The sequence below is a fragment of the Terriglobia bacterium genome, from assembly GCA_020073495.1.
Classification (GTDB): domain Bacteria; phylum Acidobacteriota; class Terriglobia; order Terriglobales; family Acidobacteriaceae; genus JAIQFD01.
Genome location: JAIQFD010000003.1, coordinates 1 through 13,670, shown reverse-complemented (window position 1 = coordinate 13,670; position 13,670 = coordinate 1). Strand labels below are relative to the sequence as shown.

The 13,670-nt window shown below is 61.4% G+C and carries 7 protein-coding genes; 6 read left to right on the top strand and 1 reads right to left on the bottom strand.

Annotated features, from left to right (window positions below; genetic code table 11):
• The first annotated feature begins 33 nt into the window (after positions 1 to 33).
• From LAN37_07445 to LAN37_07420, 6 genes are all read left to right on the top strand, one after another.
• Positions 34 to 2,316: a tetratricopeptide repeat protein gene (locus LAN37_07445; GenBank protein MBZ5647042.1), complete on the top strand. Its 2,283-nt coding sequence runs from the start codon at positions 34 to 36 to the stop codon at positions 2,314 to 2,316.
• A gap of 136 nt (positions 2,317 to 2,452) precedes the next feature.
• A complete protein-coding gene (locus LAN37_07440) occupies positions 2,453 to 4,651 on the top strand; it encodes a tetratricopeptide repeat protein (protein MBZ5647041.1) in 2,199 nt (732 codons plus the stop codon).
• A gap of 322 nt (positions 4,652 to 4,973) precedes the next feature.
• Complete coding sequence (locus tag LAN37_07435) at positions 4,974 to 5,726, top strand: PEP-CTERM sorting domain-containing protein (GenBank protein MBZ5647040.1); 753 nt, start codon at positions 4,974 to 4,976, stop codon at positions 5,724 to 5,726.
• Between the two features lie 303 nt (positions 5,727 to 6,029).
• A complete protein-coding gene (locus tag LAN37_07430; GenBank protein MBZ5647039.1) occupies positions 6,030 to 8,315 on the top strand; it encodes a tetratricopeptide repeat protein in 2,286 nt (761 codons plus the stop codon).
• 42 nt (positions 8,316 to 8,357) lie between these two features.
• Positions 8,358 to 10,655 (top strand): tetratricopeptide repeat protein, encoded by a 2,298-nt coding sequence (locus tag LAN37_07425; protein MBZ5647038.1) that lies wholly within the window; start codon positions 8,358 to 8,360, stop codon positions 10,653 to 10,655.
• Between the two features lie 350 nt (positions 10,656 to 11,005).
• Positions 11,006 to 13,393, top strand: coding sequence for a hypothetical protein (locus LAN37_07420; GenBank protein ID MBZ5647037.1), 2,388 nt, complete (start codon positions 11,006 to 11,008; stop codon positions 13,391 to 13,393).
• Between the two features lie 45 nt (positions 13,394 to 13,438).
• Here LAN37_07420 and LAN37_07415 read toward each other — a convergent pair.
• Positions 13,439 to 13,670 (bottom strand): cation:dicarboxylase symporter family transporter (locus LAN37_07415; GenBank protein ID MBZ5647036.1); only part of this gene is annotated, 232 nt, incomplete at its 5' end.

Here is a 13,670-nt window from a genome sequence, read left to right as displayed (position 1 = left end):
GCCCCGGTGTTGGAGAGTCCATCTGGAGAGTCTATGAGGAGTTCTCGGTCACTGCTGTCCTGGTTGTTGGCGGCCCTTCTCCTTTTGTCTCTCGCGGGCTGCAGCCGGGACCCGGTCGTCCGCAAGCGACGGCACTTCCAGAAGGCGGAATCCTACTTCCAGCAGGGCAAGTACCCGGAAGCGATCATCGAATACGCCAGCGCTCTTCAGATCGACAAGGAATATGCCGAGGCCCACTACGGTGTGGCCCGCTGCTACATGAAACTAGGGGCCTACTCCGCGGCCTACGTGGAATTGGCACGCACGGTAGAGCTCCAGCCCGAAAATCAGGAGGCGCACGTTCAAGCGGGAATCTTGCTGCTTGCCAACGGGAACTTTGATGAGGCCCGCAAGCACGCCGAATTCGTGCTCCAGCCTAATCCCAATCAGGTCGACGCCCGCGTTCTTCTGGCCGACGTGTATGCGGCGCTTGGCCAGATGTACGACGCCTTTCGCGAGATGGACAAGGCCATCAAGGCGGATCCAAATCGTCCCTCCTCCTATCTCAACCTCGCGATTCTTCAGGGAAGCGCTGGCCAAACTGGCCCCGCCGAAGAGAATTTCAAGAAGGCCATGGCCATGGATCCGAATTCCATCGCGGCGGTCATGGCCACAGGAGAGTTCTTCGAGCAACTTCGCCGCGGTCCGGAAGCGGAAGCTCTCTATCGCCATGCCATGACTCTCGATCCCAAGGATCCGCGCCCGCGCGCGGCCCTGGTTCGCATCTTTCTCGCCCAAGGTAAGGTCGCGCAGGCGGAACAGTTCCTTCAACAGGCGGTCAAGGATCGGAATGACTTGGAGAGCATGCGGCAGCTGGCCGATTTCTACCTCGGGATCGGCGACCTGGCGCGCGCCACCTTCCAGTATGCCGCCGTCCACCAAAGGTATCCCAAGGACCTGCTTGCAAAGAAATACTACGTGCAGCTGCTGATCTTCAGCCGCCGGCTCCTGGAAGCCGAGAAGCTCAACGACGAGATCCTCGTCAGGAATGTTCGCGATAGCGAGGCCTTGTTGATGCGTGCACAAATCTTCCTCGCCCAGGACAAGGCCCAGGACGCAGCCGACCTGCTCGATAAGCTCATCCTGGTGGAGCCGGAAAATGCCTTGGCGCACCACTATCTGGGCATAGCGCTCGACAAGCTCGGCAATCGCACCCGCGCCGAGAGCGAGTGGAGAGAAGCGGCCCGCCTGCGCCCTGGCCTGCTCGAAGCCCAGCAAATGCTCGTCCAGCTCGCTCTCCAATCGCAGAACTACGAGCTGCTCGACCAGAGCGTCACGCAATTGATCAATGCGCGTCCCTCCACCCCCCGCTGGTACGTCTACCGCGCCATGGCGGAGATGCAACGCAGCAACCTCTCCGCCGCGGAAGGAGACCTGACGCGCGCCATCCAGATCGGCCCACAAAGCCCGATGGCGTACTCCAAGATGGGCCTGCTGCGGCGCAAACAGGACCGCTTCAAGGAGGCTGAGCAGTTCTTCGAGAAGGCGCTCGACCGCGATCCTGCGTACTTCGAGTCCCTGCAAGGCCTGGCCGACCTCTACATGGACCAGAAGAAGCCCGATGCCGCGCTGGCGCGCGTGAAGGCGCAGGTCGCCAAGCTTCCCAACAATACTCATTTCAATTACCTGCTCGGCAGCCTCTACCTTCGCCTGGGCGAGAGGATCCAAGCCGAGTCGGCATTCAAGAACGCAGTCGCGGCCGATGGGGGCAACGTGGACGCCCTCGTCGTCCTGGCGCAGCTTTTCTACGAAAGAGGTGCTGTGGAAAGCGCCAGCGGCTGCTACGAGCAGGCCATCCGCACCCATCCCAACGATCCGCGCGCCTATGTGCTGCTGGGTTCGATCCGGGAGTTCAGGGGCGATCTTGACCGCGCCCGCGAGTTGTACCAGAAGGCCTTGCGCGTGCGGCCGGATTATCCCATGGCCGCTAACAATCTCGCCTACCTGATGCTGGAGCACGGCGACAACCTGGACATCGCCGCCTCGCTCGCTCAGGTGGCCCACAAAGGCATGCCCGAATCGCCGGCCGCGGCCGATACCCTGGGCTGGGCCTACTGTAAGAAGGGCGCCTACACGCTGGCCATCGACCTGCTCGAAGACGCGCTAAGAAGGTCGCCCAACGATGCCGCGTTTCACTATCACCTCGCTCTGGCTTATCTGGGTGCCCACGAGCGCGACCGCGCCCGCACCCATTTCCAAAAGGTTTTGCAACTGAATCCCAACGACGCCCACGCAGAGCAGATCCAGCAGGCTCTGAAGAAACTGGAGCGCGGATAGCATGTCATCAGAAGCCCGAACCGATCGTCTCGCCAGGACCGGCTCGATTGGGCCTTGCCAGAGAATCCTGCGTGTGGTGTGCGCTTTTGCGCTCCTGTTGTCCTTCGCCCTTTGTCTCACCGGATGCGACCGGAACGTGCGCAAGCAGAAGCACTTTGCGAAAGGCCAGACGTACTACGACGGGGGAAAGTATTCCGAAGCGCTGATCGAGTTCGGCAACGCCGTGCAGATCGATCCGGAATTCGCCGAAGCTCACTATTACCTGGCCCGCTGCTTCCTGCGTACCGGGCAGTACCCCTTGGCTGTGCGAGAACTCGGCCGCACCCTTGAGATCCAGCCCAGGAACTGGAAGGCACACATCGATACCGGCAATCTGATGTTGGCGGCCGGTGAACTGAGCGGCGCGCGCGACAACGCCGAGGTCGTTCTTGACAACGTTCCCGACGATGTCGACGCCCGCGTCCTGCTCGCCAAGGTCCATGCCGCGCGCGGCGATACGGACCGCGCCATGACCGAGATGCAAAAGGCCGTTCTCATCGATCCCAACCGCGCTGACTCTTACATTGACCTGGCCCTGATCGAACAGGGCGCTAAGCCGGCCCAAGCCGAGCAAGACTTCAAGAAAGGATTGGAGCTCAATCCCAAGTCGTTGATCGGAGCCGTGGCCATCGCCGGTTTTTACCAGCAACAGCGCCGCCTCGACGAGGCCGAACGGGCTTACCTGTACGTCCTGCGGCTCCAGCCGGAGAACGTCGTGGTGCGGAACGCTTTGGTGCGGGTGTTCCTGAGCTCGGGGCGCCGCGACGCGGCCGAACAGCTTCTCGTCGAAGCGAAATCCAGCTTTCCCAAAGATCCCAGGATGTACTCCTTGCTGGGAGATTTCTATGTCCAGCTCGGTGTGCTCGACCGAGCCATGTTCGAGTTCGCATCCCTGCTGCACCAACACCCGCACGATCTGAACGTCAAGAAGAAATACATCTGGCTTCTCATCGAGCATAAGCGGCTTCCGGAAGCCACCCGCCTCAACGATGAGATCCTGGCCCAGTCGGCCAACGACCGGGATGCCTTGGTCCTGCGAGCCCAGATTCTCCTGGCGGGGAGCCAGGTGCAGCCCGCCTTGGAGATCCTTCGCGATCTGGCTCACAACCAACCCGCAGAACCGAACGTCCACTATCAGCTCGGGTACACCCTTCGTATGGCCGGTGATCTCGACAGCGCCGAGCATGAGATGTATGAGGCGCTCCGGCTGGATCCCTCTATGGTGCAAGCCCAGCAGCAGCTGGCGGAGATGGCCCTGAGTCGCGGGAATCCCGACCTGCTCTTAAAGTTCGCCGAGGCTCTCATCGCTGCACAGCCTTGGGATGGCCGCTGGTATGTGTACCGCGCGGAGGCGGGGTTGATCCGCGACCGCACCGCTCAGGCGGAAAACGACCTCAACCTGGCCATGCGCCTCATGCCGCACACTCCCGCGCCGGTTTACATGTTCGCGCAGCTGCGGTTGAACCAGGGGAAGCTGGCCGAAGCGGAGGCGCTCTTCAACCGTGTCTTGGAACTCGATCCCGGGTACGGACCGGCATTGCAGTCGCTGACCCAAATGTACCTCCGCCGGCGGCAGCCCGAAAAAGCGATTGCGTTTCTGGATGCGCGGATCGCGAACTCCGGCGGCAGCAGTCTCCTCCACCTCCTGCGAGGCTCCGTCCTGTTGACCACGGGCCGCTACGACGACGCGGCGCTCGCCTTACAGCGCGCCATCGAACTGGACAATCGCAACACGGATGCTTATGTGCTGCTTGCCCAATTGAACGGTGTGCGCTCCTCCATCCCGCAAGCCATCGCCGTGTGTGAGCGATCCATCCAGGCCAATCCCAAGGATGTGCGTCCCTACGTGCTTTTGGGCAGCCTGGAGGAAGCTCGCGGAAACTGGCAACGGGCCGAGGACGTGTATCGCAAAGCCCTTCAGGTGCAGCCCGACCATCCCGTCGCCGCCAACAATTTGGCCTATTTGATGGTGGAACACAGCGAGAATCTCGACGTCGCCGCCTCTTTGGCCCAGACCGCCCACCGGGCCATGCCGGACTCTCCGGCCGCCGCGGACACATTAGGCTGGGCTTATTATCGAAAGGGTGCCTACTCGCTCGCTGTTGACTTGCTGCAAGAGGCCCTCAAGCGTTCGCCCAACGAGCCGGTCTTTCATTACCACCTAGGCTTGGCCTACTATGCGGCGCACGACCCCGAGAACGCGCGGATCCACTTACGCCGGGCCTTGGAGCTGAATCCGAAGTCCGCTGAAGCTGAGGAGATCAAGAAGGTGCTCAAAAGTCTCGATCACGCCTAGTCGGGCTCCGGAATGCTCGATCAAGGTTCAGGTTCTGGGAAAAGCTGCGGAGGAGAGATGTCCGCGGCTCCGTTGCGGATACTTGCGTTCAATGGGTTGCAGACATGCCATGGCCGGCCGAAACCGCGGAGAACAGGCCATTGACTAGCAATGACAATCGCTTGCAGTTAAGTGCAACTTGGTTGCAGCTCCGCCCTGAAATTTACCCTCAAGGGAGCCGTAAGCCATTGCAATGTAAAGACTTAATTTTTGGTCGTTTGGAAGCATGCGTGCAGGTACTTATCATGCCAGGCTGTGGTAGAAGATTGTAAGGAGAACGTTTATGGGTAAGCTCGCGTCGGGCCTGTTCTGTTTGGTGCTCTTGTTGGCGGTTGGAACTGCGCAGGCAACCACGATCTCCTTCACCACTGTCGTGGGAAATTACGGTGCCTCCACGGCCACCATCGGCGGAATCGGCGTCGCCGGCTTCTATTTCGACACCTCGGGGGGCGGCTCCTGGAAGGCCGCCAACTTGTTCGGTCGCAACGAATCGACCGACCGTGGTGTCGGCGTCTGCGATCCGGTGGAGGCGTCCCAGCACCTGTGTGGAACCGGCAGTGGCAACGGCGACTGGAACGAGCTGAGCAATGAGCTCGCCAAGGAGTTGATCCGGCTGACTCTGCCTGCGGGCTACCACTGGGTTTCCGTACAGCTCTCTTCGTTGGACGGCAACGGCTCCACTCACTCCGCCGATTGGGAACGCGGACAGCTCCTGTCCTCGAGTTCGGGGTCGCCTTCGGGACCTACCTCGGTGATTTGCAACTTTGCTGCCAACAACGCCTTTTCCTGCTCCGGGGTTTCGGTTGGCGGCACTTCAGTGGAACCGATTCTCGGAGTACCGGTAGGGTCCGCCAACAGCCCATACCTCTTCTTTAAGCCCTGGGACTGGACGACCGGGCACCATAACACGAACAACGATTTTCTGGTGCTGGCCGCGACCATCGAGAAGAACAACCAGGTGCCTGAGCCCGCGACTATGCTGCTGCTGGTAAGCGGCATCCCCGCGCTGATCGCGCGGCGCAAGCTTCGCGCTTAACATGACACTGTTTTGGGAGCCGCCCTGCGGGGCGGCTCTTTTGTTGTTCCTCGTGCCCCTCTGCCGGCGCCCAGCCGTTGGCTCAGCAGCCAGTTCCGGATGGATCGCCGCACTGGCCGGTGCGCGAGGAGAGGTTTTTCTCTCAGTGGAAGATGTTTTCTCCGGGCCGGGCTTTTGCAAGGGACTGTCAGGGGCTTACCAGCCCTCCGTACCCGGCAGAATCCCTCTTGACTGGCTCGATAATTGCAATAAAGTGCATAGCGCACTTAAATATTTTGCCTTCCGGCAGCACGAGGAACTCGTATGCGGCATTCCCGGATCGTCTTCGCATTCGTTCTTGGCCTGGTCATGGCAACTCTGTTGGCCGGCTGTTCGCGTGACCCGAACGTCAAAAAGCAGAAATACCTGGCCAGCGGCAAGAAATATTTCGAGCAGGGCAAGTATCGGGAAGCCGTTATCCAGTTGCAGAACGCGCTCCAGGTGGATCCCCGCTTCGTGGATGCCCACTACGAGCTGGCGCAGACCTACGCCCGCATGGGCTCCATGCAAGGGGCGTTTGTCGAACTGATGCGCACCGTCGATCTCCAGCCCGACCATCTCAAGGCACAGCTCGATATCGGCACTGTGCTGATGGGTGCGCGACAGTTCCAGCGTGCCCAGGACCGCGCCAACCTGGTCCTGCAGAAGGACCCCAAGAACGTGGATGCGCAGATTCTGAAAGCCGACACCGAGGCGGCCCTGGGCAACATGGACCAAGCCTTGGCCGACCTTAAGACCGCGGTCGAGTGGCAGCCGAACCAGGCGCGGCCCTATCTCGCGCTGGCGATTCTGCAGGCCGCGGCGAGGAAGACGGATGAGGCGGAGGCCAATTTCAAGAAGGTCCTGTCGCTGGATCCAAAGAACTTGAACGCGACCCTGGCGCTGGGCTCCTTCTACGAGTCGCAGAAGCGTTTCGCCGATGCCGAGCAGCAGTTCAAGAACGCCATCGGCCTTGACCCCAAGAACACCATGGCACGTGCCATCCTCGCCCGCGACTACATCGTCCAAGGCAATCGGACGCAGGCGGAGCAGGTGCTGGCCCAGGCGAAGAAGGATTTGTCCGACAATCCCGACGGGTACCGCCTCCTGGCCGACTATTACATCGCGGAGAACGACGTCGACAAGGCGACCGCCGAATTCCAGTCGCTGCTGCAGGAGCACCCCAAGGACCTCAAAGTCAAGAAGAGCTACATCGCGCTTCTCATGGCGCGCAACAAGTTCGAGGACGCCGGCCGGCTCAATGACGAGGTCCTGCAGGACAACCCCAAGGACGCCGAGGCGCGGATCGTGAGGGCGCAGATCCTCCTCCGCCAGAACAGGGCCAAGGATGCCGCGGAAGTGCTCCAGAGGGTCGTGAAGATGGAGGGCGACAACGCTTCCGCCCACCTTCAGCTCGGCAACGCCTTAAGCGCCCTGGGCGATTCGGGTCGCGCCGAACACGAATTCCGCGAGGCCGTCCGCTTGCGTCCCAATATGGTGGAGGCTCAGCAGGCAATGGCCGCCGTGGCCCTGCGGAAGGGCGACCTCGACCTGCTGTTGAGTACCTCGGAAAAGCTCATCCAGCTCCAGCCGCGCAGTTCCGCCGGCTACATCCTCCGTTCGGCGGCCTACTTCGGACGCAAAGACCCCGCCAAGGGTGAGGACGACATCAAGAAAGCCATGGCGCTCAACCCCGAAAATCCCGTGCCCTATACCCGCCTGGGCGAGTACCGCCTGTCCCAGAAAAAATATGCCGAGGCGGAGAAGTTATTCGAGCAGTCCATGGAGAAGAACCCGAACTTCGTGGAAGGCATGAACGGACTGATCGCGGTCTACGGAGCGCAGAAAAACCTGCCCAAGGCGCTGGCGCGCGTCAATGCGCAGATCGCGAAGGCCCCCAATATCAGCGCCTTCTATTTCACGCTGGGCAGCTTGCAGATCGCCAACAAGCAGCCTGACCAGGCGGAAGCCTCGCTGCAGAAGGCCGTCGACCTCAACAAGTTCAACCTGGACGCGGTCACGCTGCTGGCGCAGATGCAGCTGATGCGGGGCAAGGCCGACCAAGCCATCGCTACCTACGAGCATTCCATCCAGGCCAATCCTCGCGATGTGCGCTCCATGGTTTCGCTCGGCGCTGTCTACGAGGCCAAGAAGGACTACCAGAAGGCGGAGCAGTTCTACCGCAAAGCGCTGGGGGTCGAGCCCGACTCGCCGCTGGCTTCCAACAACCTGGCCTACCTGATGCTGGAGCAGGACAAGGACATCGACGCCGCCGCCTCCCTGGCACAGGTCGCGCGCGAGAAGATGCCCGATTCCCCGGGCGCCGCTGACACCCTGGCCTTCGCTTATTACAAGAAGGGTGCCTACGGACTCGCCATCGATCTGCTGGAGGAAGCGGTGAAGAAGGTGCCGCAGAATCCGACCTACCACTATCACTTGGGTCTCGCGTACGATAAGACGCATGATCGCGCGAAGACCCGCATGCATTTTGAGAAAGTGTTGCAGCTGGACCCGAATTACAGCAAGGCTCCCGAGATCAAGCAGACGCTGGAGCTGCTGTCCAAGGGGTAGGCCGCGGTTTTGCGCGTTCCTGATCTATCTTGAGAGGTGATCATGATCGACCGTGTCGCCTCCGTTCGCCGGGGCTGCTGCACGCTGCTCTCCCTCGTTCTCATTTTGCTGGTCGGCTGCACGCGTGACCCCAACGTCAAGAAGCAGAGATACCTGGAGAGTGGCAAGCGCTACGCCTCACAGCATAAGTATCGCGAGGCCGCCATCCAGTTCCAGAACGCTCTCCAGGTGGATACTCGCTACGCCGATGCGCGCTACGAGCTGGCCCACGCCTACATGGGCATGGGTTCCTGGCAGGCTGCCTTCGCGGAAATGCACCGCGTGGTCGAGATCCAGCCCAATAATCTGAAGGTGCGGCTGGAGATGGCCGATCTGCTGATCGGAGCCCGCCAGTTCGATACGGCCCAGGAACAACTCAACTTCGTGCTCGAGCAGGACCCGAACAACATCCGGGCTCACGTCGCCGAAGGCGCGCTGAAAGCGGGCCAGGGACATCTCGACGATGGGCTGAGCGAGATCCAGCTGGCCATCCGGCTCGATCCCAAGCTCGCGACCTCCTACTTCGCCCTCGCCCAGGTACAGGCCGCCTCGAAGTCGATGGCGGAGGCCGAAGAAAGTCTCAAGAAGGCCATCTCGCTCGATCCCAAGTTCGCGCTCGCCATGCTCTCGCTGGGCAGCGTCTATCAGCAGGCCGGCCGCTTCAGCGATGCGGAGCAGGCCGTGCGGCAGGCCATCGCCGTCGAACCCGACAACCTGAATGCGCGCATCGCCCTCGCCAGGCTGTACTTGAGCAACAATCAGCGGCCCCAGGCCGAGCAGGTCATGATCCAGGCCGGCAAGGATCTGCCGGACAACTCCGACGCTTACCGCATGCTCCCCGACTTCTACTGGTCCATGGGCGAGAACGACAAGGCGCTCGCTCAGTATGAGAGCCTGATCAAGCAGCATCCTAAGGACGTCGCAGTCCGCGCCAATCACGTGCAACTTCTGATCTTGGCGAATCGGCTGGGCGACGCGGCGAAGCTGAACAACAGCATCCTGGGAGAATTTCCCCGCAGTGTCCAGGCGCTGCTGAACCGTGGTCAGATCCTCTTCCGCCAGGGCAAGGCCGGAGAGGCGGCGCAGAACTTTGAGCAGGCGCTCAAGTCCGACCCCGACAACGCGCAGGCCCACTATCACCTCGGGGTCGCGCTGGCCTCCCAAGGTAAGCTGGCACAGGCTGAAACCGAGTGGCGCCAGGCAGCCCGTCTCCGTCCCGATTGGCTGGAAGTCCAGCAGGCGCTGGCAGAGGTCGCGGCTCGCCGGGGCGATTCCGACCTCATGGGCTACGCCAGCGACAATCTGATCAATCTCCAGCCCAACAATGCGCGCGGCTACATTTTGCGCGCCACCGCCGAATTTGCCCGCCGCGACGGCGCCAAGGGCGAGGCGGATGTCCAGAAGGCGATTCAGCTCGATCCCGGCAATCCTGCGCCCTACAGTCGTCTCGGTGCATGGCGCTTCTCCCAGCGCCGGCTTCCCGAGGCCGAGAAGCTCTTCGAGCAAGCTCTGGAAAGAGATCCCAATTTCGTCGAGGCTCTGCAGGGGCTGGTCAACATCTACCAGCTCCAGAGCAACCTTCCCAAGGCCATCGCGCGCCTCAACGTCCAGATCGAGAAGGCGCCCAACAACGCCATGTACCACTTCATCCTCGGCAATCTGTATGGGATCTCCAAGGACATCGGGAAGGCCGAGGACGAGCTGCAGAAAGCCATCCAGCTCGACCGCGATATGGGTGACGCCTACCTGCTGCTCGCCCAACTGGAGGTTGCGCAAGGCAAGGCAGAGCAGGCGATGCAGAACTACAATGCCGCGCTCCAGCGCAATCCGCGCGATGCCCGCGCCATTGTGATGCTCGGAGTGCTCAACGCGAAGAAGGGCGACTTCGCCAAGGCGGAGGAGCTCTACCAGCGCGCCCTCCAGGTTGAGCCGGACTATCCGCTGGCCGCCAACAATCTTGCGTTCCTGCTCCTGCAGCAGAACAAGAACGTGGACTTGGCCGCTTCCCTCGCCCAGATCGCACGCCAGAGGATGCCTAATTCACCGGATGCCGCCGATACCCTGGGCTGGGCCTACTACCAAAAGGGAGCGTATGGTCTCGCCATCGACTTGCTCGAGGAGGCCAGCAAGAAATCCCCCCAGAACGCTTTGTATCAGTATCACCTTGGCATGGCCTACCAGAAGAACAGCAACCCCACACAGGCCAAGGTGCACCTTGAGAAAGCTCTCCAGATCGATCCCAACAACACTGCCCGCAATGCCGAGATTCGCAAGGCATTGGCGGAGATCAAGAAGGGCTGAGACGTAGCGATCCGGTTCTGCCGGGTGCGTCAGACGCTACGCGTGACCCCCGCGATGGAAGCGGGGATTGCAGACCACGTTTGGACGCTGGAAGAGCTTGTTCTACTTTCGGAACAAGACTGCGAATCTGCTTGCGCCTGACCCGTTGGGCCATACAATCGCCGCGCAAGGGAGGCACCACCATGGCGAATGGATTTCAATGCGAGCTTGTAGCCGCCAACCAACGCGTCGCTCGGCAAGATGCCCTTATTGTTCAACTTGGGACAGTGGCGAGAATCGCGTCTATCGCACTCTGTCTGCGCTATCATTCAATGGTTGGGAACTGCAGCCTTGTTATTGGGGGCAAAGCGATGCTGCGCTCGCGCTGGCCTTATCCTCTTCTGATTGTCGGCCTTTTCGCGGCTATCTGCTCGGCGCAAAACCAAGACCCCAAAAAAGGTGTCGGTATTCCCTCCGACTGGAGCCACACGCGTCTGGTGGTGAACAATGCTGCCGCGGCTGAGGACGACCTCACGTTCCGGCGAGATCCGCGCGTCCTCTCCAACCTCGCTGCCCGGATTGCGACCCGCCGTCCTGCTGGCGTGAATCCTGGACAGCTTGCCGCCAACCGCTCGAAGCTTCGCCCCAAGCCGAAGAAGCAGGCGATGAAGCAGGATTGGAGCTTCGCCCTCGGTGCCGGCCGGGCCGCTCCCACCATGTCACCGGCCAAGTTCAACTTCTACACCGACTCGAGCCTCACCGCCGCCAACTGCGCCAGCGACTACGTGGTGTACGCGCTGGATGTGCCCGGTGCGGTCTGGGCGACGATTGGAGCGTCCGGCGCTGTCCGCAACAGCAACACTGTCACGATCACTACCTCCGCGGCGCACAACTTCACCGTCGGATACACCGTGACCATCGCCGGCGTGACCGATTCGACATTCAACGGGACTTTCACCATTGCCTCGACCCCCAACGCGACCACGTTTACCTATGCCCAGGCCGGGACCGACAGCACCAGCGGCAGCGGCACCGCGACCATGAACCGGGGCAATCTGGTCGCCCTCAACAACCTGTACAGCGGCTCCCTTCCGGCCAATAACAACGGCCTCTGCGGCAGCGGATCCGGGAACCTCCAAGCATCGCCCACCGGAGCCGTGCGCAACGCGAATGTCGTCACCATCAAAACTAACGCAGCCCACAATCTGGTCGCCGGACAGTGGGTCACGGTCACGGGTGTGACCGACCCCAGTTTCGCCGGCAGCTATCAGGTCGCCTCTGTTCCCAATGCGACCACCTTTACCTATGCCCAGGTCGGTCCCGACACTGCGAGTGGGAATGGAACGGCGGCCATTACCGCCAGTCCTAGCTGGGCGTACAACACATCCAGCGCCACCTGCGGCAGCGCCACCTGCGCCGGCAACGGCAATTTCACTTCGCCCGCCATCTCATTCGACTCTACGGGTGCCAAGGTCGCCTTCGTGGAGAGCGTCAGCGATGCCAATGCCACTTGTCCGGGCCGCGGTGGAGTCGGCGCCTGCTCGATCTTCCATGTGCTGACATGGGCCGCGGGAGAAGGCACGATTGTCGCCCCCCAGACCCCCGGCCAGGGCGGTTCCACCGCCTCCATGGTGAGCATCACCTATGCCTCTGCCGCCAACACCACGTCCTCGCCCTGGATCGACTACAGCAATGACGTAGCCTACGTCGCCGCGGACGACGGCAACCTGTATCGCATCACGGGTGTGTTCCATGGAACGCCGACGCTGGATTCTGCCTTCACCCTGTCGGTTACAGGTTCGGCAGTCCGGCTCTCGCCGCCCGTGCAGATCGCGGGCGCCATCCCCGGCCCGGCCAATTTCGATGTCGTACTGATCGGTGATGCCAATGGCAATGTGTGGGCCGTTGATGCGCTGAACCGGATCGTTTTAGGCACGACTGCAACTCCGGGTACGCCGGCCCCCATCGTGGTCGGCGGTCATACGGTGGGCTCTCTCACCCCCGGCGTCCTCGATGCCCCCTTGGTCTATTATGATCCCGTCGGCGATCCCCGCCACATTTCCGTCTTCGCGACGTCGTCGTCATCCGCCAATACCGTGCACGCCACCATCACCAACAAGGCAGCGGTTGTGCAGGGCCTGGTGGAGCTCAATGCCGCCGTGCCTTTCGGAACGTTCGACGACGTTGCTGGCATCGCCCTCGGGCTCGGCGCCACCGCAACAGAGTCAATCAACTTGCACCAGGGCGCCTTCGACAACACCTTCTTCACGACCCCGACCAGCGGCTTCGGATATTTCTGCGGGACTCAGCCCCCGCAGACCTACCCCATGTTGTATCGCATCGGCTTCAATAACCCGCTCGCAGCTCCGCGGAACAATGTTCCGGTCCTCAACTCGGGCGATGTTTCTTCCAAGGCCATCGTGAGTTTCACCCCTAGCGCCGAGTGCTCGCCCCTGACCGAGTTCGCCAACCCGAACCTGGCGATAACCGATATCCTTTTCTTCGGCGTTAGCGCCGCCCTTCAACAAAAAGTCTTCAGTTGGGACATCACCGGCGCGTTGCAGCCCGGCCCGATCGTTTCCGGCGGCGTAGCGGAGCCCGGCGGCACCAGCGCCATCATCGTGGACAACACTCAAGCCAGCAGTGGCAACGGTACTTCGCAGGGATCGAGCATCTACTTCACGACCCTATCGCTGAGCAACAACTGCGGCAGCAACGTCATGTGTGCGGTAAAGTTACGCCAGGGCGACTTGAAGTAAGCGCCTTAGGTGTTTTGACCGGCGGCGCCTGGCGTGGGATAGAATCTACGCCACCCACCTGGCAATCGTGTCACGCGCTCGGAACGAACTCGCAGCACCGCTCCCTGCAGGCCTGGGATCGATGCCGAATCTTGACCCGGTCGGCATGCAACTCTTCCGCGACGTCGTGGCGATCTCAAAGTAGATTATGGCTTTGAGCCCGATGCGTCCGACTTTCCTAAAATCACCTGTGCCGGCGATGCCGATGACCAATGTCGAAAAAATCAGGGGTGCGATA